The organism is Clostridium sp. FS41 (assembly GCF_000954015.1).
Classification (GTDB): Bacteria; Bacillota; Clostridia; order Lachnospirales; family Lachnospiraceae; genus Enterocloster; species Enterocloster citroniae.
In genome coordinates this window covers 81854-103247 of sequence record NZ_JYHN01000067.1, presented here as the reverse complement: position 1 = coordinate 103247, position 21394 = coordinate 81854, and the positions used below count along the sequence as shown (strand labels likewise).

19 protein-coding genes and 1 pseudogene are annotated in these 21394 nt (G+C 53.5%); 18 read left to right on the top strand and 2 right to left on the bottom strand.

Annotated elements, in window-relative coordinates:
* The first annotated feature begins 167 nt into the window (after positions 1–167).
* The 5 genes from CLFS41_RS20245 to CLFS41_RS20225 all read left to right on the top strand — a co-directional run bounded on the left by CLFS41_RS20245 (position 168) and on the right by CLFS41_RS20225 (position 7184).
* Complete coding sequence (locus CLFS41_RS20245; protein WP_007863957.1) at positions 168–1487, top strand: aspartate kinase; 1320 nt, start codon at positions 168–170, stop codon at positions 1485–1487.
* A gap of 211 nt (positions 1488–1698) precedes the next feature.
* Complete coding sequence (gene pap, locus CLFS41_RS20240; protein ID WP_045093290.1) at positions 1699–3204, top strand: polyphosphate:AMP phosphotransferase; 1506 nt, start codon at positions 1699–1701, stop codon at positions 3202–3204.
* Positions 3201–4445, top strand: coding sequence for an NAD(P)/FAD-dependent oxidoreductase (locus CLFS41_RS20235; RefSeq protein ID WP_045093289.1), 1245 nt, complete (start codon positions 3201–3203; stop codon positions 4443–4445). Before pap ends, CLFS41_RS20235 begins: the two co-directional genes overlap by 4 nt.
* Before the next feature lie 67 nt (positions 4446–4512).
* Positions 4513–5190, top strand: coding sequence for a (d)CMP kinase (cmk, locus tag CLFS41_RS20230; protein ID WP_007863961.1), 678 nt, complete (start codon positions 4513–4515; stop codon positions 5188–5190).
* 2 nt (positions 5191–5192) lie between these two features.
* Positions 5193–7184 carry a bifunctional 4-hydroxy-3-methylbut-2-enyl diphosphate reductase/30S ribosomal protein S1 gene (locus CLFS41_RS20225; RefSeq protein ID WP_045093288.1) on the top strand — a complete coding sequence of 664 codons (1992 nt, stop codon included), beginning with the start codon at positions 5193–5195 and terminating at the stop codon, positions 7182–7184.
* Between the two features lie 84 nt (positions 7185–7268).
* Here the strand turns inward: CLFS41_RS20225 and CLFS41_RS20220 are convergent, their stop codons facing one another.
* On the bottom strand, positions 7269–8606 hold the full coding sequence (locus CLFS41_RS20220) for a GHKL domain-containing protein (protein WP_007863964.1): 1338 nt from the start codon (positions 8604–8606) through the stop codon (positions 7269–7271).
* A complete protein-coding gene (locus CLFS41_RS20215) occupies positions 8606–9334 on the bottom strand; it encodes a LytTR family DNA-binding domain-containing protein (protein ID WP_007863967.1) in 729 nt (242 codons plus the stop codon). The genes CLFS41_RS20220 and CLFS41_RS20215 overlap by 1 nt, the downstream gene beginning before the upstream one ends.
* Positions 9335–9565: 231 nt before the next feature.
* On the opposite strand from CLFS41_RS20215, the gene CLFS41_RS20210 reads away from it, so the two are divergent.
* From CLFS41_RS20210 to cbiB, 13 genes and pseudogenes are all read left to right on the top strand, one after another.
* Positions 9566–9778 (top strand): small, acid-soluble spore protein, alpha/beta type, encoded by a 213-nt coding sequence (locus CLFS41_RS20210; protein WP_007863968.1) that lies wholly within the window; start codon positions 9566–9568, stop codon positions 9776–9778.
* A 45-nt stretch (positions 9779–9823) separates the two neighbouring features.
* Positions 9824–10915 (top strand): cobalt-precorrin 5A hydrolase, encoded by a 1092-nt coding sequence (locus tag CLFS41_RS20205; protein ID WP_045093287.1) that lies wholly within the window; start codon positions 9824–9826, stop codon positions 10913–10915.
* 51 nt (positions 10916–10966) lie between these two features.
* Positions 10967–12151 (top strand): cobalt-precorrin-5B (C(1))-methyltransferase CbiD, encoded by a 1185-nt coding sequence (gene cbiD / locus CLFS41_RS20200; protein ID WP_045093286.1) that lies wholly within the window; start codon positions 10967–10969, stop codon positions 12149–12151.
* 17 nt (positions 12152–12168) lie between these two features.
* A pseudogene (cobM, locus tag CLFS41_RS31210) lies at positions 12169–12918 on the top strand (precorrin-4 C(11)-methyltransferase); the annotation flags it as partial.
* The gene (gene cobJ, locus CLFS41_RS31205; RefSeq protein ID WP_347468729.1) at positions 12904–13665 is read left to right on the top strand and encodes a precorrin-3B C(17)-methyltransferase; all 762 of its coding nucleotides are present in this window, start codon (positions 12904–12906) and stop codon (positions 13663–13665) included. The pseudogene cobM and the gene cobJ, both read left to right, overlap by 15 nt.
* Positions 13652–14506 carry a precorrin-6A reductase gene (gene cobK / locus CLFS41_RS20190; protein WP_045093285.1) on the top strand — a complete coding sequence of 285 codons (855 nt, stop codon included), beginning with the start codon at positions 13652–13654 and terminating at the stop codon, positions 14504–14506. The genes cobJ and cobK overlap by 14 nt, the downstream gene beginning before the upstream one ends.
* Positions 14496–15833: a bifunctional cobalt-precorrin-7 (C(5))-methyltransferase/cobalt-precorrin-6B (C(15))-methyltransferase gene (locus CLFS41_RS20185; protein WP_007863975.1), complete on the top strand. Its 1338-nt coding sequence runs from the start codon at positions 14496–14498 to the stop codon at positions 15831–15833. The genes cobK and CLFS41_RS20185 overlap by 11 nt, the downstream gene beginning before the upstream one ends.
* A complete protein-coding gene (locus CLFS41_RS20180) occupies positions 15818–17263 on the top strand; it encodes a cobyrinate a,c-diamide synthase (RefSeq protein WP_045093284.1) in 1446 nt (481 codons plus the stop codon). The genes CLFS41_RS20185 and CLFS41_RS20180 overlap by 16 nt, the downstream gene beginning before the upstream one ends.
* The gene (gene cobT / locus CLFS41_RS20175) at positions 17260–18318 is read left to right on the top strand and encodes a nicotinate-nucleotide--dimethylbenzimidazole phosphoribosyltransferase (protein WP_045093283.1); all 1059 of its coding nucleotides are present in this window, start codon (positions 17260–17262) and stop codon (positions 18316–18318) included. Before CLFS41_RS20180 ends, cobT begins: the two co-directional genes overlap by 4 nt.
* A gap of 44 nt (positions 18319–18362) precedes the next feature.
* Positions 18363–19019, top strand: a complete 657-nt coding sequence (locus CLFS41_RS20170; RefSeq protein ID WP_007863979.1) for a bifunctional adenosylcobinamide kinase/adenosylcobinamide-phosphate guanylyltransferase — start codon at positions 18363–18365, stop codon at positions 19017–19019.
* Positions 19016–19846, top strand: a complete 831-nt coding sequence (locus CLFS41_RS20165; protein WP_045093282.1) for an adenosylcobinamide-GDP ribazoletransferase — start codon at positions 19016–19018, stop codon at positions 19844–19846. Before CLFS41_RS20170 ends, CLFS41_RS20165 begins: the two co-directional genes overlap by 4 nt.
* Entirely contained in the window at positions 19843–20322 is a 480-nt protein-coding gene (locus CLFS41_RS20160; RefSeq protein WP_045093281.1) for a bifunctional adenosylcobinamide kinase/adenosylcobinamide-phosphate guanylyltransferase, read from the top strand. The genes CLFS41_RS20165 and CLFS41_RS20160 overlap by 4 nt, the downstream gene beginning before the upstream one ends.
* Positions 20323–20340: 18 nt before the next feature.
* The gene (gene cbiB / locus CLFS41_RS20155; RefSeq protein WP_007863986.1) at positions 20341–21321 is read left to right on the top strand and encodes an adenosylcobinamide-phosphate synthase CbiB; all 981 of its coding nucleotides are present in this window, start codon (positions 20341–20343) and stop codon (positions 21319–21321) included.
* The last annotated feature ends 73 nt before the right edge of the window (positions 21322–21394 follow it).

Genomic DNA, 21394 nt, shown 5'->3' with positions numbered 1-21394 from the left:
GCGGTATAAAAACATATGTCCTCTGTACGCAAATTTTTTCGTCTAAACCTATTGACATACTTGCTAAAGTAAGGTATCATTTGCACTTGTAACGCCATAGAGTATAAAAGCAGTTGATTTGTTAAGATATAAGCAGTGCAAAGTTAGAAGCAAGGGAGACGGATAAGATGAAAAAAGTGGTGAAGTTCGGCGGAAGCTCATTGGCCAGTGCGAGACAGTTCAAGAAAGTGGCGGATATCATAAAAGCTGATAAGTCCAGAAGATACGTGGTTCCTTCCGCGCCGGGCAAACGCAGTGACAAGGATGAGAAGGTTACGGATATGCTGTATGCCTGCTATGACGCTGTTGTGGAAGGCAGGTCCTACAAGAAGATCCTGGAGAAGATCAAAAGCAGATACCTGGATATCATTGACGGCCTCAACTTAAACCTGAACCTGGACCACGAATTCGAGAGGATTGAGGAGAATTTCCTGGCAAAGGCGGGAAGGGATTACGCCGCTTCCAGAGGAGAGTACCTGAACGGTATTGTGACCGCCAATTACCTGGGATATGAATTCATTGACGCAGCCGAAGTGATCTTTTTTGACGATAACGGAAACTTTGAGGCGGATCTGACCAACAGGGAGCTGTCTGAGCGCCTGGAGCATGTGGAGCGGGCGGTGATCCCAGGATTTTACGGTTCCAAACATGACGGCACGGTGAAGACATTTTCCAGGGGCGGCTCTGACGTGACCGGCTCCATTGTGGCCAAGGCGATCCATGCGGATATGTATGAGAACTGGACGGATGTATCCGGTGTCCTGGTGACAGACCCAAGGATCGTGGATGATCCTGAGGTGATCGAGACCATTACGTACAAGGAACTTCGGGAACTGTCCTACATGGGCGCAAGCGTCCTTCATGAAGATGCCATATTTCCGGTCCGCAAGGAGGGGATCCCCATCAATATCAGGAATACCAACCGTCCTGAGGATAAGGGTACGCTGATCGTGGAGAGCACCTGCCGCAAACCCCGCCATACCATAACAGGGATCGCGGGCAAGAAAGGATTCTGCTCCATCAACATTGAGAAGGCCATGATGAACGCCGAGGTGGGCTTTGGCCGCAAGGTGTTAAGCGTATTTGAGCAGTACGGCATTTCCTTTGAGCACATGCCCTCTGGCATTGATACCATGACGGTCTATGTGCACCAGTCTGAATTTGAGGAATATGAGCAGTCTGTGATCGCCGGGATACACAGGGCTGTGGAGCCGGATACCGTGGAGCTGGAGTCGGACCTGGCACTGATCGCAGTTGTAGGCCGGGGCATGAGGTCAAACCGGGGCACTGCGGGAAGGGTATTTTCCGCCCTTGCCCATGCCAGGGTGAATATTAAGATGATCGATCAGGGTTCCAGTGAGTGGAACATTATCATCGGGGTGAAGAATGATGACTTTGAGACAGCGATCCGTGCGATCTACGACATTTTTGTGATCACAGAACTGTGAGAAAGAACAAAGGATCCGGGATCGGGTCAATAACTTAAATATGCAACAAAAGAGTGGCACGGTAAAGCACCGTGCCATTTTTTCAGGAATATGTTGGAAAATCCATCCCCTTGTCATTATTTATTTTCTAATAGTAAAAAATATGGTATACTGGATAAAATAATAAGAGGTTGTCTGTCATCATGTGCCTGAGAACAAGGAGGATCTGCATATGTTGGAAAAAATTGATTTGAATAAAACCGTAGATAAGAAATCATACCGCAAGGTAATGGATGAGGCCTCTCAGAGACTGGGACTGCTGCAGCGGGAGTGCAAAGCTGCCGGGATTCCCGTGATCATTGTGTTTGAGGGAATGGGGGCTGCAGGCAAAGGGGTTCAGATCAACCGGCTGATCCAGGCCCTGGATCCCAGGGGATTTGACGTGTACGCATGTGACAGGCCCACTGAGGATGAGCAGATGCGCCCTTTCCTGTGGCGCTATTGGACCAAGACGCCGGCCAGGGGAAGGATCGCTATTTTTGACAGAAGCTGGTACCGCAGCGTGCAGGTGGACCGCTTTGACGGGCTGACGCCCGAGGATAAGCTGCCTGACGCATATCAGGACATACTGTCCTTTGAAAAGCAGCTGAGCGATGACGGCACGGTCATAATAAAGTTTTTCCTGTACATTGACAAAGAGGAGCAGAAAAAACGGTTTAAAAAGCTGGACGGGTCTAAGGAGACTGCATGGAGGGTCACCAGGGAGGACTGGGAGAGGAACAAGGAGTTTGAACGGTATCTCACCATGAATGAGGAGATGCTGGAGAACACGGATACGGATTATGCGCCATGGAGTATTATCGAGGCAGTGGATAGAGACTACGCTGCGCTGAAGATCGTGACAGCCGTCATGGACCGTCTGGAAAGCGAGCTGGAGGAGAGAAAGGCTGCCGGGGAGAAGCCGGCGGAGAAAACTCCTTTAAAGACAACCAGGGACCGCTTTAAAAACGGAGTCCTCTCAGGCATTGACCTGTCTAAAAGCCTGACGGAGGAAGAGTATAAGGAGCGGATGAAAAAGCTGCAGAAACGGCTTGCCCAGCTTCACAGTGAACTTTACCGGCTTCGGATCCCCGTGGTCATCGGATTTGAGGGCTGGGATGCCGGCGGCAAGGGCGGCGCCATCAAACGTCTGACAAGTCAGCTGGATCCACGGGGATACCGGGTGAATCCCACGGCAGCGCCCAATGACATAGAGAAGGTCCATCACTATCTGTGGCGTTTCTGGAACAATGTGCCAAAGGCCGGCCATATTGCCATTTTTGACCGCACATGGTACGGACGGGTCATGGTGGAGCGTATTGAGGGGTTCTGCACAGAGACCCAGTGGAAGCGGGCCTACCAGGAGATCAACGAGATGGAATCCCACATGGCCAATGCAGGCGCGGTGGTGCTTAAGTTCTGGCTCCATATCGACAAGGACGAGCAGGAGCGCAGGTTCAAGGAACGTCAGGCAGCCCCCTTAAAGCAGTGGAAGATCACGGATGAGGACTGGCGCAACCGGGAAAAGTGGGACCAGTACGAGGATGCGGTCAATGAGATGCTGGTCCGCACCTCCACCACCTATGCGCCCTGGATCGTGGTGGAAGGAAATGACAAGCACTATGCCAGGGTAAAGGTGCTTCAGACAGTGGTGGATGCCCTGGAAAAGAAAATCAAGAAAGTAAAAGAGAGCAGATGAGTGACACAAAAGAGATAATCGTAGTGGGAGGCGGGGCAGCCGGGATGATGGCTGCCATTGCCGCCGCAAAGGAAGGCGCCAAGGTGCACCTTTATGAAAAAAATGAGAAACTTGGAAAAAAATTATTCATCACAGGCAAGGGCCGCTGCAACATAACCAATGCGTGCGATATGGAGGAGCTTCTGGCATCGGTGGTGAGCAACTCCAAGTTCCTGTACAGCAGTTTTTTCGGCTTTACCAACCAGGATATGATGAACCTGCTGGAGCAGGCGGGGCTTAGGCTCAAGGTGGAGCGGGGGAACCGTGTGTTCCCTCAGTCGGACAAGTCGTCTGACGTAATAGCTGCCCTGACCTCGATCCTTAAAAGGGAGGAGGTCCGGATCCACCTTCAGCAAAGGGTGGAGGGCCTGGTGATAGAGGACGGTGTTTGTGTGGGAGTCCGTGTGGGCGGCCGCATTCACAGCGGGGAGGGCGTGATCGTGACCACAGGAGGCTTGTCCTACCCCACCACGGGTTCCACCGGTGACGGCTATGAGTGGGCCAGGGAAAGCGGGCACAAGATAACGGACCTGTCCCCTGCGCTGGCGGCCTTTGAGGTAAAGGAAGCGGATACTGTAAAGGAACTTCAGGGATTGTCCCTGAAGAACGTGGAGGCATGGATATCAGCTGGTAAAAAGGAGCTGTTCCGGGATTTTGGGGAAATGCTGTTTACCCATTTCGGAGTCAGCGGCCCCCTGCTTTTAAGCGCCAGCTCCTTTGGGGCAAAGGCAATCAGGAAGCAGCCCCTGGATCTGGTCATTGACTTAAAGCCTGCATTGTCCACGGAGCAGTTGGATGACAGGATCCTGCGGGACTTTACGGAAAGCATGAATAAACAGTTCCGCAATTCCCTGTCCCATCTGTATCCCTCCAAACTGATCCCCGTGATCATTGCGCGCAGCGGCATTGATCCGGATAAGAAGGTCAATGAGGTGACCAGGGAAGAACGGGCCAGGCTTGTGAAGGTGACCAAGGGGCTCACCTTCACCCTGACCGGTTTAAGGGACTACAAGGAAGCGATCATCACCCAGGGAGGCATCTCTGTCCGGGACATAAATCCCTCCACCATGGAATCCAAGCGGGTGCGGGGACTGTATTTTGCAGGAGAAATACTGGATCTGGATGCGGTTACCGGAGGGTTCAACCTGCAGATCGCATGGTCCACGGGATGGGCGGCAGGCAGGGGCGCGGCCCTGGCTTAGGGCCAGTCCGGCCAAGGCGCCGGAGGACGTTTGAAAACTCATTATAAGACAGGAGAGTAATGAAAGCATGAAGCATTTTAACATAGCAATTGACGGTCCGGCGGGAGCGGGCAAAAGTACCATTGCCAAATTGGTGGCAAAGAAGCTGGGATTTGTGTACGTGGACACGGGCGCCATGTACCGCACCATGGCCCTCCATTTTCTGAGAAAAGGCATTGATCCCGCGGATGAAGCATCCATTGCAGAGGCATGCCGTGATGTGGACGTGACGATCCGGTACGAGGACGGCGCTCAGCAGGTGATCCTGAACCGGGAAAATGTCTCAGACCTGATCCGCACCGAGGAGGTTGGCAGCATGGCCTCAGCCACCTCTGTTTACATGCCTGTCCGGGAAAAGCTGGTGGAACTTCAGCAGGAGCTGGCGCGAAAAACAAATGTTATTATGGACGGCCGGGATATCGGAACCTGTGTGCTTCCCGATGCGCCTGCCAAGATCTACCTCACAGCTTCGGTGGATGTAAGGGCAAAGAGGCGGTACGGGGAATTGGTGGAAAAGGGTGTGGAGTGCGACCTGGAGTCCATTGCAGAGGATATAAAAGAGCGGGATCACAGGGATATGAACAGGGAACATTCACCCCTAAAGCAGGCAGAGGACGCCGTGCTCCTTGACAGTTCCCTCATGACCATCAGCCAGGTGGCGGATGCCATCATTGCCATTGCCCGTGAACATGGGCTGGAGGTGTGACCATGGAGCGGGAAGTGGTGGTGGCTAAAAGCGCCGGCTTCTGTTTCGGCGTGGAGCGCGCCGTGGATCAGGTGTACCAGCAGATCCAGGCAGTGAAGGATGGGCGGGCAAAGGGGCCTATTTATACCTATGGACCCATTATCCACAACGAGGAAGTGGTAAAGGACCTGGAGAGCAAGGGCGTCCGGGTGCTGGAGACAGAGGCGGATCTATTGTCCCTGCCCAGGGGAGAGGGGACGGTCATCATCCGTTCCCATGGAGTCAGCCGTCACATATATGACATCCTCGGCCAGCGCCAGGTGGCGATTGTGGATGCCACCTGCCCCTTTGTGAAGAAAATTCACCGCATCGTGTCGGAACATTCCCAGGCAGGGGATGCGGTGGTGATCATCGGAAGCCCGGACCATCCCGAAGTGGAAGGAATCAGGGGCTGGGGAAATGAGTACACCACGGTCATAGAAGACGGGGAAGGGGTTGATAAATTTTCTCTTCTTAAGGGTCAGAAGCTGTGTATCGTGTCCCAAACGACATTTAATTACAACAAATTTAAAGAATTAGTTGAAAAATTTTCAAAAAAGGGTTATGATAGTAGTGTTTTAAATACGATTTGCAATGCAACACAGGAAAGACAAGTGGAGGCAGCGAGGATTGCTTCACAGGTGGAGGCCATGATTGTTATAGGTGGCAGGCATTCTTCTAACACCCAGAAGCTATATGAAATATGCCTCAAGGAATGTAAAAACACATGTTACATTCAGACACTCGGCGATTTAGATCCTGACAGTGTATCTTCTGTGCGCAGCGTAGGTATTACAGCTGGGGCATCCACCCCAAAAAAGATTATTGAGGAGGTTCATACCAGAATGGCAGAGCAGAGTTTTGCAGAGTTATTAAAGGAAGAGGAAGAATCAACCAAACCAATACGTACAGGAGAGATAGTTACCGGTCAGGTCATCGAAGTCAGCAAAGATGAGATTATTCTGAGTATTGCAGGGAATAAGTCGGAAGGCGTTATTACCCGTGATGAATACAGCAACGACAATAATGTAGATTTGACCACCAAAGTACAGATTGGTGAGGAGATGGAAGCCAAAGTCATTAAGCTGAATGACGGCGTGGGCATGGTTTCTTTATCCTATAAGCGTATGGCGGCTGACAGAGGCAATAAGCGTCTGGAAGAGGCGTTTGAGAACCAGGAGGTTCTGACCGCAAAGGTAGCACAGGTATTAGACGGAGGCTTAAGCGTTGAGGTTGAGGGCGCTAGGGTATTTATCCCGGCCAGCCTTGTATCTGACAGCTATGAGAAAGATCTGTCCAAGTATGCCGGACAGGACATTGAATTTGTGATTACAGAGTTCAATCCCAAGAGAAGAAGGATCATTGGCGACAGAAAGCAGCTGTTGGTTGCACAGAAGGCACAGCTGAAAGAAGAACTGTTCTCCAGAATCCAGATTGGTGATGCAGTGGAAGGAACTGTTAAGAATGTGACAGATTTCGGTGCATTCATTGACCTGGGCGGAGCGGATGGACTGCTTCATATTTCTGAGATGAGCTGGGGCCGTGTTGAGAACCCTAAGAAGGTATTCAAGGCCGGAGACCAGGTGAGGGTCCTGATCAAGGATATCCAGGGTGAGAAGATTGCCCTGAGTCTTAAGTTCCCTGAGGCGAATCCATGGGTACAGGCAGCAGAGAAGTATGCTGTTGGTAATGTTGTAGTAGGCCGTGTGGCGCGTATGACGGATTTCGGCGCATTTGTTGAGTTGGAGCCGGGCGTAGATGCTCTTCTTCATGTTTCCCAGATTTCCAGAGAACATGTTGAGAAGCCAGCAGACGTATTGAGGATCGGTGAAGAGATTGAAGCAAGAGTGGTAGACTTCAACGAAGCAGACCACAAGATCAGCCTGAGCATCAAGGCTATGATGGCTCCTGCGGCACAGGATCTGGATGTAGCTGACGTGGATATTGATGCGGTAGCACAGCAGGTAGAAGAATAATCGTATGTTATAAGACCGGTTGCAGACAGATGCCTGCAGCCGGTTTTTGTCTTTGGGCGGGAACTGGTTACCTGCGCCTTATAGTTACTTCATAAGCGGATTTAAAAGCAGGGATGCTTCAAAGATGCCTTCCTCGTAGGTGAATTTAAGGATTCCGTGATACCGGTCCACCAGGTAGCGCACCGATGATGTGCCGGTGCCCAGATCATCCCTTTTGGAGGACATGAAACGTCCGTCCTTCAGGCATATGACATGGGTGTAGGTATTGCGTACGGACAGGGCGATCATGGATTTGCCGGCCTGTCCGATATTGATGGCAATGGAGGCAGGGCCGCAGGTCTGGCGCATACAGGACTCCACCGCATTGGAGAGCAGGTTTCCAAGAATGGTGCAGAAATCGATCTCGGGAACGGGTAGGGAGGGCGGAAGCGAAATGGAGGTCTCCACATCGATTCCCTGATCCTGCGCCAGCTTGATGTAGTAATTGAGAAGGGCGTTGGAGGATACGTTGGAGCAGTATTGCACCATGGAAAGGGCTTCAAAGCTTCCCAGATATTCGTTGATATATTCCAGGGCCTGATCTGCCTTTTCTTCCTCCAGGAGTCCCTTGAGAGTGATAAGGTGGTGGCGGTAATCATGGCGCACTTTCTTAAGCTGGTCCAGGTTGTACTGAAGGGTCGCCATTTGGGAGGTCTGAACGCTGGCCAGGAGCCTGGTGGTCCGGTACTGTTCCTTGATGGCATAGCTTTGGGCCAGTCTGGAAAGGATTCTCAGGGTTACGTAATGCACCGCGTAAATACATACGGCCCAGCCCATAACAGAGAAGGCGGCATTGGGATGTCTGGCCAGGAATAGCTGGGCGGGAACACTTCCTGTATCAAAGTGATATACGATAAAGAACAGCACGGGAATGGAGACCAGATGCTTCCACACCGGCAGGGGGCGCGTGTAATCCACAGCTTCCAGCAGATAACAGTGGAGCAGATAGTAGGCGCTGCTGACCATGACAAAGAGCAGCAGCAGGCGGTAAGCCAGTTCTGCGTTGGCGATGTGGAGATTTCCTTTGGGAAGGTTCCTGGAAGCATAGATCAGGCTGGCGCAAAAGACAGCAATATCAGCGAAGTTTTTAAACAGAAACAGCGTGTACACCACCACCTGCCAGTCTGCCTTTGAAAGCCATCTGCACAGCAGTACATTGGCCGTCATGGTGATGCAGACCCAGGGAAGATAAATCTGATCCCTGGAAAAACGAAGGGATGCAAAGGTAAAAAGGCACACAAAAAAAAGGTATCCTGCAAGAATACCTGTAATTTTAGCCGCAGAAAATCTCCATTCTTTGCGGAATGTAATGATAAACGGAAGGATTACAAATAAAATCTCAGCCAGGATCGTACAGACCAGCTGAATATCGATAGAAACCATCAGATACCTCCATTTAGCTTTGAAAACTGATAGTCTGCATACTGCTGATGGATCTGGGACCGCAGATTCCTGGTGATGGGAAGCTGTTCTCCTGTGGTGAGCACAAATTCCGTCTTTTCAAGGGCGGAAACCTTATCCATGTTGATGATACAGTTCCTGTAACAGCATATGAACTGGGGATAACACAGCAGCAGACTAGAAAAGTCATGGAACCTCATATAGGTTCTCACGGTCTTATCCTCCAGGTGGATCTGGATGTAGTGGTTGCTGTAGTCCGTGTACAGGATATCGTCAATGGGCAGCTTGACCATGATGCGGCTTTCTTTTACTTCGATATAGTGGCTGCGCTTTTTCTGGGACACGGATCTGAAATAGTCCATGGTCTGGCTGAACTTTCCGTAGCGCAGGGGCTTTACCATGTAGTCCAGGGCACGGACTTCATACCCCTTCAGGGCAAAATCTGTGCTGCTGGTGGTAAAGATAAGGGCGCATTGGTCATCATCCTTGCGGATGCGTTCTGCAACACGGATTCCGGATGCCTCTCCTTTCAGAAAAATATCTATAAAAACAAGGTCAAATGCATTCCTGTGCCATAAATGAAGAAAGTCAGCGGCAGTGTTAAATATTGTCGTTTGCTGGCAGATATGTGCATCCGTAAAATACGTGTTTATATAACCGGCCAACTGACGCGCCTCATCAATGGAGTCATCAATTACTGCGATATTCACGTTGTGCTTCCTTTCTACATTTAACATGAAATATATAGCCGATAGATTATGTGAAAATTTCGTCAAAATATTGTATATAATGGGACAATAAATATAGATTCAGTATAATATACAACAAGTTAAAAAGCAAGAGTAATTGGAATTAGTTGTAAAGACCGTATAGGGGGGCCTGTGCATGGGCATAATCCTTTTGTACTTAATTGAAAGATATGAAAGGAGCTGTAAATTAGCATGGGAAAAGCAAAAAAGGGAGATCCCTTTGATCCTCATAACTTAAGTCCCCAGGACCAGCTGAAATTTGAGATTGCCCAGGAACTGGGACTGGAATCCAAGGTCATCGAAGGCGGATGGAGAAGCCTGACGGCAAAGGAGAGCGGAAGGATCGGAGGATTGATCACAAAGCGCAAGCGCGAGATGAAGCAGGAGGCATTGCAGCAGGATTAAATATCCGTTATACTGGAGCGGGGGTTGGGCAGCGGAGGAATACAGATGAAGATAGGAATTATCAGTTTTACAGCCAAGGGAAGCCGGCTGTGCAGCCGGCTGGCTAACGGACTGGCAGGGGAAATGCTGGAATGCACCGGATATGTACCGGAGCGTTTCCGGGACGGGGAATGTGAAAATATTAATATACAGTGCCGGGAACAGTCCCTTGACCAGTGGACCGCGGCCATGTTTGGCGACCACAGGGCCATGGTGTTTGTGGGAGCGGCCGGGATCGCTGTCAGGGCCATTGCCCCCTTTGTCCGGGATAAGATGGAAGATCCTCCCGTGGTAGTGGTGGATGAGGCAGGGCGTTTTGTCATACCCATCCTGTCCGGCCATGTGGGAGGGGCAAACCGTCTGGCCGTCCGGATCGCGCGTCTGTTGGGGGCTGTTCCCGTCATCACCACTGCCACTGACGTGAACGGCCTTTTTGCAGTGGATGTGTTTGCAGCCGAGAACCGGCTTGTGATCGCGGACAGGGAAGCTGCAAAGCAGGTATCCGTGGATCTGCTGGAGGGGACGCCGGTAGGCTTTTTCAGTGATTTTGACCTGGGGACCGGCCGGGTGCCGGCTGGATGTGTCCGGGATGTCTGTGAAAGAAATATTTGGATTACGGTGAATGATGAGAGAATATGGAAAGAACGGTATCAAACGTCCGGGGAGAAACAGGACAAGCCCGGGCTGTTAAGACTGGTGCCAAAAGCTGTGACAGTGGGCGTTGGATGCCGCCGCGGAGTGGAGGTCCATGCTCTGGAGCACCGGGTAAGGGAGTGCCTGGACAGACATGGGATCGATCCGGCTTCTGTAAAAACATTGGCTACCATTGATGTGAAACGGGACGAAGCGGCCGTGCTTGCGCTGGCCCGAGACCGTGGGTGGGAACTGGCGTTTTACAGCGCCTGTGAATTGTCCGGGGTGAAGGGAGAGTTTCGGGAATCGGACTTTGTCAGACGGACCGTAGGCGTGGGCAATGTGTGCGAGAGAGCCTGTCTGGCAAAGGGGGGAGGCCTGGCGTTTGGCCGTGAAGCCGGGGACGGGATCACGGTGGCTGCCGCCGTGCTTCCGGTCAAATTAAACATTGAGAAATACATATAGATATGGTATACTTTTAGCTTATAAGTCAGAGGTTGGACAGCAGGTGATACGATGGGAGACTCATACATCTATAAGAATCAGAAAAAATTGCGATGGGGATATACCACGGGTACTTGTGCGGCAGCGGCTTCTTTGGCGGCTGCCGTTATGCTGCTTGGCGGCAGGCGGACAGAGCAGGTGGCCATTACCACGCCTAAGGGGATAGGGCTGGATCTGGAGGTGGAGGACATTTCCATGGGACAGGCCTTTGTTTCCTGCGGGGTGAGGAAGGACGCGGGGGATGACCCTGATGTGACCGATGGGCTGACCGTATATTCCAGGATCACAGTTTGCGGGGAGAGGGACATTTGTAAAAGTGGGTTTTATGAATATAAAAATGACCAATTTTGCCTGAGATTAGTAGGCGGAGTGGGAGTTGGAACTGTTACAAAGGATGGATTGAACTGTGAGGTGGGAAAAGCAGCTATTAATCCTGTGCCCCGGCAGATGATTTTCCGGCAGGTGGCTGACCAGTGCATGGAATACGGATTCAAAGGTTTTCTGCAGATCGAGATCAGCGTACCAGGGGCAGTGGAAGTGGCAAAGAGGACCTTTAACAGCAAACTGGGAATACAGGGAGGCATTTCCATACTGGGGACCAGCGGTATGGTGGAACCCATGAGTGAATCGGCCCTTTTGGAAACCATACGCCTGGAGCTGAGGCAGAAGGTGCTGGCAGGATATGAAAGGGTTATCATTGCTCCCGGGAATTACGGGGAGGCGTTTTTAGAGCATTCCCTGGGGATCGGGCTGGACCAGGCGGTCAAGTGCAGTAATTTCATCGGCAGTACCATTGATATGGCGGTGGAGGAAGGGGTAAAGGCCCTGTTCCTGGTGGGACATGGAGGAAAGCTGCTGAAACTGGCGGCAGGTATTATGAACACCCACTCATCAGTGGCAGATGGGCGCATGGAGATATTGGCAGCATATGGAGCGGCCTGCGGAGCCGGCTGCTCTTTGGTAAACCTGATACTGGATGCCATCACCGTGGACGAAGGGCTTCGGCTGTTGGAAACCAGGGAAGGTCTTCGGGAACAGGTGATGGAGCGGATCATGGAACGTATAACGGAACATCTGAAACAAAGGGCGGCGGGCAGACTGGATATCCAGGCCCTGGTATTTACCAATGAACGGGGGATACTGGGAATGACACCGGGAGCGTCCGGGATGCTTGCACGTTTGAAGGCGAATCAATGAAGCGGAAGGTGATATGGATGATACATATAGTAGGAGCAGGTCCGGGAAGCCCGGATCTGATAACAGTGCGAGGACAAAAACTGCTTGGCAAAGCGGATGTGGTGATCTATGCAGGGTCCCTGGTGAATCCTGAGCTTCTTGACATGACCAGGGAAGGCGCGCTTATCTATGACAGCGCCAGGATGACCCTGGAGGAAGTGATGGGGATCGTGGAGCGGTCCTGGGAAGCAGGCCTTTGCGTGGTGCGCCTTCACACAGGGGATCCCTGTATTTACGGGGCGATCCGGGAGCAGATGGACTGGATGGATGAAAAGGGGATTGCATATGATATATGTCCGGGGGTAAGTTCCTTTTGCGGGGCTGCGGCAGCCCTTGGAATGGAGTATACACTGCCGGATGTGACACAGAGCGTGGTGATCACCAGAATGGCGGGCAGGACTCCGGTTCCGGAGCGGGAGTCCATACGCGGTTTTGCGTCCCACGGTGCAGCCATGGTGATATTCCTGAGCACGGGAATGGTGAAGGAACTGTCCCGGGAGCTGATGGAGGGCGGATATAAGGCGGATACGCCGGCGGCCATTGTCTATAAGGCCACCTGGCCGGAGGAAAAGGTGGTGCGCTGCACGGTGGGAACCCTGAAGGAAGCGGCGGAAAAGGAGCATATCACAAAGACGGCTCTGATCGTGGTGGGGGACAGCGTGGCCCAGAAGGGGTATGAGCGTTCTAAACTGTATGATCCTGGGTTTACGACCATGTACAGGGAGGGAAAGCGCGCCCCGGGCACCATGTATGTGGTGGGCATGGGACCTGGAAACGTGGGACAAATGACCGGGGAGGCTCTGGAAACCTTAAGGCGCTGCCAGGTCATTGCAGGCTATACGGTCTATGTGGATCTGGTGCGTGAGCATTTTCCTCAGAAAGAATTTCTGACAACAGCCATGACACGGGAGGAAGAACGGTGCCGTAAGGCCCTGGAGTGCTGTATGGAGGGAAAGGACACGGCTATGATATGCAGCGGGGATGCCGGCGTCTATGGCATGGCAGGCTTGATGCTGGAGCTGTCCAAGGAGTATCCCGGGATAGAGGTTAAGATCGTGCCGGGAGTTACTGCCGCATGTGCGGGAGGAGCTGTTCTTGGAGCTCCCCTCATGCATGATTTTGCAGTTGTCAGCCTCAGCGACAGACTGACGCCGCTGGATACGATCTGGGACAGGATCGAGTCAGCGGCCCGGGCGGATTTTGTCATGTGTATTTATAATCCTGCCAGCAAGGGGAGACCTGATTATTTCAGACAGGCATGCCAGCGGATCCTGAAATACAGGTCCGGGGATACGGTCTGCGGTCTGGTGGCCAATATTGGACGGGAGGGACAGTCCATGGAGGTGTTGTCCTTAGAGGAGATAAAGGACAGGCAGGTGGACATGTTTACCACTGTGTACATTGGAAACTCGCACACCAAACAGATCGGGCCGTATATGGTGACGCCCAGGGGCTACAGGCATGGAGAAAAGTGAAAGTAAAAAAAAGAAAAAGGCAGTGCTTTTTGCGGGCACCACGGAAGGCCGCCTGCTGGCCGGATATCTCGTATCCATGGGATGCGAGACAGTGGTATGCGTGGCCACGGAATATGGGCAGTATATAATGGAATCCTGCACAGTGGAGCCAGATGCGCAGCCGGACGCGCAGCCAGACGCGCAGCCGGGCATGCAGCCGGACGCGCAGCCGGACATCCGGCAGGGCCGCCTTGACCGGGCCGGGATGGAGGCATTGCTGGACCAGGTAAAGCCGGGGATGGTAATAGACGCCACCCACCCCTATGCGGTTGAGGTTACGCGGAACATACGAACGGCATGTGAGACACGGCCGTGGATCCGTCTTCTGCGGTGTCAGAGGGACAAAGGCAGGGAGCGTGAGAACGTGGTCTCCGTCCCGGATCTGGGGACAGCAGTTTCCTGGTTAAAGCACAGGGAGGGCAATATACTGGTGACAACAGGCAGCAAGGAGCTGGCTTCCTTCTGTGAACTTAAGAATTACCGGCAGAGGGTATATGCCAGGGTCCTGCCGTCTGTGGAGTCTGTGCAGATGTGCAGGAACCTGGGGTATGAAGGACGCCATATCATTGCCCTGCAGGGTCCCTTTTCCAGGGAAATGAACCTGGCTATGATCCGTGAATATGATTGCCGTTACCTTGTTACCAAGGACGGAGGCCGGGCCGGAGGGCTGGAGGAAAAGCTGGACGCGGCTTCCAGGGCCGGGATCACGGCCGTTTTAATAGACAGACCGGACAGCGGCCAGGGAATTTCACTGGAGGAAGTAAAAAAACAGATAAAGGAGTGGATGGACCATGAGGGATGACAATGCATATATGGATGAGCTGCGTCCAATTGTATATCTGGTGGGGATCGGCATGGGGGGCGAGGACCAGCTGACAGGCCGGGCCATGGATTGCCTGGAGGCAGCGCAGGTGGTTACGGGAGCGGAACGCATGCTGGAAAGTGTTCGCTCATATACGGAGGGAAAGCGTGTGTTTTCCGCCTATAAACCAAGCGAGATGGTGCAGTGGCTGGGCAGCTTTAAGTGGGAGGAGGCAGCGCTGGTGCTTTCCGGGGACACCGGCTTTTACAGCGGCGCGGAGGCGGCTGCCAAAGCCTTTATGAGAGAGGGCTGGGATGTGGAGTATGTTCCGGGCATATCCAGCTTATCCTACTTCTGCGCGCGTCTGGGGAAAAGCTGGCAGAATGTCCATGCTGTGAGCAACCACGGACGGGAGTGTGATGTGGTTGCCCATATAAGGAACCACAGGTCCTGTTTTGTCCTTCTGGGAGGACCGGGAAGCGTGCCTTCCCTCTGCCGCCAGCTGGTGAGCAGCGGCATGAGCCATGTGAGCGTATGGGCGGGAGAAAATTTCTCCTATGAGGACGAGCGGATTAGCTGGGAGATGACACCGGCGGAACTGATCATGGAGGATGAACATCATCCGTTCGGAAGCCTTGCCTGTGTTTTGGTGGAGAATGAGCAGGCGCTGGAGGGACAGCTCTATCCCGCAGCAGGGCCTGAGGACAGTGATTTCATCAGAGGGCAGGTGCCCATGACAAAGGCTGAGGTCAGACGGCTTTCCCTGGAAAAACTTCGTATAGGCGATGGCGCTGTGTGCTATGACATCGGCGCAGGCACCGGATCCGTGGCCGTGGAAATGGGGATGGAGATCAGGCGCAGGGGCGGCACCGGAGAAGTGTATGCCATTGAGCGAAGCGGGGAAGCTCTGCAGCTGATCCAATCCAATGCCCAGAAATTCCATGGGGCCTGGCAGGGCTTTCATATCGTGGAGGGGGAGGCTCCCGGGGCGATGAAGGAGCTTCCTGCTCCCACCCATGCGTTTATCGGGGGAAGCGGGGGCAGGATGAAGGAGATCGTGGAAACCCTTTTGGAAGCCAACCCTGAAACCCGCATTGTGGCCAATGCCATTACATTGGAGACCGTGGGGGAGATCCTGGACTGTATCCGCGAATTCGGATTCCGGGAAACGGAGCTGGTCCAGGTATGGGCAGCGCCGGTGGAATCCGTGGGCAGATATCACATGCCCAAAGCCCAGAATCCCGTGTATGTGGCAGCCATGCAGTATCCGGCCGATGCGGAGGAACCGGCCGGCGGCGGGGGTGAGATACAATGGCAGGAGTTATGATCGTTGCAGGGAAAAGCGGAAGCGGAAAGACCATGGTGACCTGCGGCCTGCTGTCCCTTCTTGAAAGAAAGGGATGGGATCCCTGGGGATTCAAATGCGGACCGGATTATATTGACGGCCTGTTTCACCGCAAGGTGCTGGGCGTGGAAAGCGGAAATCTGGACAGTTTTTTTGAGACACCGGAGCATATGCGCAGAAAGTATTCAGGCGCTGCCATGGACCACTTTGCCGTGGTTGAGGGAGTGATGGGATATTTTGACGGCCTGGGAGGTATTTGCGTAAAGGGCAGCTCCTATGAGGTGGCCGGTATCCTGGAGATCCCTGTGATACTGGTGGTGGATGCAAAAGGGGCCAGTCTGTCCCTGGCAGCCCAGATCCATGGGTTCATGGAATATATCCCGCCGTATGACCGGAGGGAGAGTCCCTCCTGCCATAATCATATTGCAGGCGTCCTGTTTAACCGTATGTCTCCCATGATATATGAACGGATGGGTAAACTGGTGGAGGAACAGCTTCATATACCTGTGGTGGGATATGTGCCTGAGCTGGACTTCCTTCAGGTCCAAAGCCGCCATCTGGGATTGATCCTTCCCCATGAGATAGAGGGACTCAAAGGTCAGATGGAGCAGCTGGCCGATGTGATGGAGAGGACAGTGGATATAAAAAAGCTGGCAGCGGTTTCCGGCTATGTTAACGGACAGGCAAAAATACGAGAAAAAAACTCGCGAGAAAAAAACTCAAAAAAAGAATGTATACAAAAAACAGATTCCAAGAAAAATATTGAGAGATTTTCTCTTGGAGTGGCTATGGATGAGGCGTTCTGCTTCTATTACAGGGACAACCTGGATGCCATGGAGCAGGCGGGCGCAAGGCTTGTGTATTTCAGCCCTGTCCATGACAGGGAGCTGCCGGATGGGCTGGATGGGCTTCTGTTTGGCGGAGGGTATCCGGAAAACCATGCCGGGCAGCTGTCTGAAAACGTGACCATGCGCCTTTCGGTGTCCGAGGCGGCTAAAAGGGGAATGCCCATATTGGGAGAATGCGGAGGATACCTCTATCTGTTGGATACACTGGAAGGGGCGGATGGACAGGATTATCCCATGGCCGGGGTGTTTTCCGGCCGCGGCTATAGGGGCAGGGAAAAAGGGCGTTTTGGATATATCACCCTGTATCCGGAAAGGGAACTCCCCTATATGCCCGCTGGCGGATGGATCAAAGGGCACGAGTTCCATTACTGGAACTGTGAGGTGAAAAAAGAGGACTGTGTAATGACTGCCAGAAAACCTGTAGGTGACAGGTCGTGGCCGTGTATGAGATCAGAGGGAAATGTGATGGCAGGTTTTCCCCACCTGTATTATCCCTCCTGTCCTCAACTGGTGGAACGGTTTGCGGCGAGGTGTATCAAATTTGGAAAGGAAACAAGAGCATGACAATGGAGGAAGCGATTCATTCGGTCAGGGGAGCGGACCGCGGCGCCCTGGAGCAGGCTTTGTCACATTGGGACAGGGTGGCAAAGCCCCTTAACAGCCTGGGCGTCCTGGAGGAGGATATTGTCCGTATTGCAGGAGCCTCGGGGTCCCATCACATTTCCATTGATAAAAAGGCAATTGTGGTTATGTGCGCGGACAATGGAATTGTTGAGGAAGGGGTGACACAGACAGGGCAGGAGGTCACTGCCATTGTGGCCGGAAACATGGGAAAAGGCTGCTCCTGCGTATGCCTGATGGCTGAAAAGGCAGGGGCGAAGGTGATACCTGTGGACGTGGGCATGAACTGCTGCGGGGAGATCCCCGGAGTCATACCGGAAAAGGTTTCCATGGGTACAAAGAATTTCCTGAGGGAACCTGCCATGAGCCGTGAACAGACGGTGATGGCAATGGAAGCGGGGATACGGATCGCAGAAGGTCTGAAAAGCAGGGGATACAATCTGGCGGGCTCCGGAGAGATGGGAATCGGGAACACCACCACCAGCAGTGCGGTGCTGTCCGTTCTGCTGGATCAGGATCCTGGGCAGATGACCGGGCGGGGGGCCGGCCTTACCGCCGAGGGGTACAAAAGAAAGATAAGGGTCATAAAGGATGGGATCGCCCTCCACAGGCCGGACAGGGAAGATCCCGTGGACGTACTTTCAAAGGTGGGGGGACTGGACCTGGCGGCGCTGGCCGGTTTCTACATAGGCTGTGGGGCGGTGGGCCTTCCCGTGGTGATCGATGGACTGATCACAGGAGCGGCAGCCCTGGCGGCGGTGGGCATCTGCCCGCCGGTAAAGGATTATCTTCTGGCCTCCCACATTTCAGCGGAACCGGCAGGGGCAATGGTGCTGAAAGCCCTGGGTTTAAAGCCTGCCATCCAGGCCGGGATGTGCCTGGGGGAAGGGACCGGGGCAGCGGCCCTGTTCCCCCTCCTTGACATGGCGGCGGTTGTGTATGACCGGATGAGCAGCTTTGAGGAAATTCATGTGGAGCAATATGAACATCTGAAGTGATGGAACCGGATATGGATCGGATCCGGAGGAATGGGAGGAAGGAAATGATCTACCTGGTCACAGGCGGCAGCGGCAGCGGAAAATCGGAATATGCAGAAGGCCTTATAATGGGCTCCCCTTGTTCCAGGCGCTATTATGTGGCGACCATGGAGGTGTTTGGGGAGGAGGGCAGGGCTAAGGTAAAGCGTCATCAGGAACTGCGCCGGGGAAAAGGATTTATCACTTTAGAATGCCGGCGGGACGTGGGGAACGTTTTTTCCGGCCATGGACCTGACCATGAACGTTACCGTCAATCTAACCATGGACTTGGTTGTGGACCCGGTCAGCAGCCGGATACGGGACTGGACCGGGCAGTGCTTTTGGAATGTGTATCCAATCTGGCGGCAAATGAGATGTTTGGCTCAGGCGGCGCTGACCGGACACACTCTGAAAGGCCGGATGCCTGTTCCCTGGCCGAAGTCCTGGCTGAGGACATAAGATGTCTCGCAGCCCAGGTAAAAGATATGGTGATTGTCACCAATGAGGTGGCAATGGACGGCATCCTGTATGATCCGGAGACTATGGAGTATATCAGGCTCATGGGATTGCTGAACCAACGTCTGGCGGAAATGGCGGACCAGGTGGTGGAGGTGGTTTATGGGATTCCCGTGTGGCTGAAGAGGTGCGGGAACAGTGTTGAGAGGAGCGGCAGCGTCAAATGAATGGAATTTATTCCTGTATCATAGCCATTTCCATGTATTCCAAGATCCCCATGCCCACAGTGGAATGGACCCAGGAGCGGATGCGCTATGTGATGTGTTTTTTTCCCATGGTGGGAATTGTGGAGGGACTGGTGGTGGGAGCGTGGTTTTATGCCGGTCTGGATGTACTTGGCTTTGCTCCCTGGACCACGGCCCTGGTGGGAACCTGCGTCCCTGTTCTGGTAACAGGAGGAATCCATATGGACGGTTTTCTGGACACCATGGATGCCCTTCATTCCTATGGCGACAGGCCAAAGAAGCTGGAGATCCTGAAGGATCCCCATTTGGGGGCGTTTGCAGTTATTTCCACAGCTGTTTATATGATGCTGTACCTGGGGGCGGCCAATGAATACGCACTTCTTTTGGCTTCCCGTCAGAAGGGGGCGGGAATGGTCCTGTATGCCGTGCCGCTGTTGTATTTTGTTACGGAGCGGGCTCTCAGCGGTCTGTCCGTGGTATGGTTTCCGCCGGCAAAAAAGGACGGACTGGCAGCCGGATTTGCCCGGACATCCAAAAAGAGGCTGGACAGGCTGGTCCTGGTCCTGTGGCTGGTCCTGTGTACTGCCCTGGCCGCGGCGGCATGTCTCACCGCGGGGAAGGAGGCCGGGATCCTGGCCGCGTCCGTGGGAGGGGTACAGCTTCTGGTCTTTGGATGGTATTACAGGATGTCGGTAAAAGAATTCGGGGGCATTACAGGTGATCTGGCGGGATGTTTCCTGCAGATCTGTGAACTGGCCAGCTTCTGGGCGCTGGTAATACTGGTAAGGACAGGAGGTTTTGTGCTGTGATCTTGGTGATCGGAGGAAGATGTCAGGGTAAAAAGGCGTTTGTTGAAAAATTCCTTTTGCCCTCCCTTGAGGAATCCGTAGTTTCCGGGCCGTCCGCTGCATCCGGGCAATCCGGTCCATCAGGAATGCCCGGTCCGCCCGTTATCTGGACCCATGGGGCCGGTGCGGACTGGGGGTCCTTTATGGATGGTATGTATTGTGATGATCTTCACCTGTTCATCAGGCGTCTCATGCTGGGAGAATCAGTCTGCGGGGAAGGAAGGGGAGCGGATGGAATAAGGGGGATGGCGGACGCCCTTATGAAGGCGAACCCGGACAGGATCCTGGTAACGGATGAGATCGGGTATGGGATTGTCCCGGTGGATCCCTTTGAACGCCAATACCGGGAGACGGCGGGAAGAATCTGCTGCCAGGCAGCCGGGTATGCGTCCCAGGTGTGGAGAGTGTGCTGCGGAATAGGGCAGAGAATCAAATGACAAGGAGCAGGAAAGAACATGGGATGGCTTGAATTGTGGAAATTTCACAGCACAGCGCTGCTGGCAGGATGCGCGCTGGACTGGATGTTTGGGGACCCGGTTTGCATTCCCCATCTTGTCCGCCTCATGGGCCGGATGATAGCCCGGCTGGAGCTGGAACTGAGAAGGCGCATGAGGGGGAGGGAGCTTGCTGCGGGAGCTGTTCTCACGTTTATCATGTGTGCCGTCTGGTGGATGGTCCCATGGGGACTTTTCCGCCTGGTCCGCAGCGCCGGATTTCCCGGATCCTTCCTGTTTCTCTTTTGCCTGGAAACCTTCATATGTTATCAGATGATGGCAGCCAGGGGGCTGTGCACGGAGAGCATGAAAGTGTGCCGGAGCCTGGAGGACGGGGAGGTGGAAATGGCCAGGCATCATGTGTCCATGATCGTGGGCAGGGATACAAGCGTCCTTGACAGGGACGGCATTGCCAGGGCTGCGGTGGAGACAGTGGCTGAAAATGCCTCGGACGGGGTGGTGGCGCCGTTCCTGTTCATGGCTTTATTGGGTCCGGCCGGAGGAACGTTTTACAAGGCGGTCAATACCATGGATTCCATGATAGGATATAAAAATGACACATATCGGTTCTTTGGACGTACGGCCGCTTTGCTGGATGACGTCCTGAACCTGATCCCGGCCAGGGTCACGGGCTGTCTTATGGTGCTGGCCGCTTTTTTCATTCCGGGGATGGACGGAATGAACGGATGGCGCATATTCCTGAGGGACAGGAAAAAGCATGCCAGTCCCAACTCGGCCCATGGGGAGGCGGCCTGCGCCGGAATCCTCCATCTGCGCCTGGCAGGAGATGCCTGGTATTTTGGGAGCCTGCACAAAAAGCCTTTCATAGGGGAGGATGACAGGCCCATTGTCCCGGCGGATATCAGAAGGGCCAATCAGCTGATGTTTGCCGCACAAGGGATTTTAGCCGCCGTGTTGGCCGCTGCCCTGGCAGCTGTTTGAAATCGTCCGATTTATAACCGGGCCAATTTATAACCGGCCCAATAAAAGAAAACATATCTGCCCTGTGTACCAA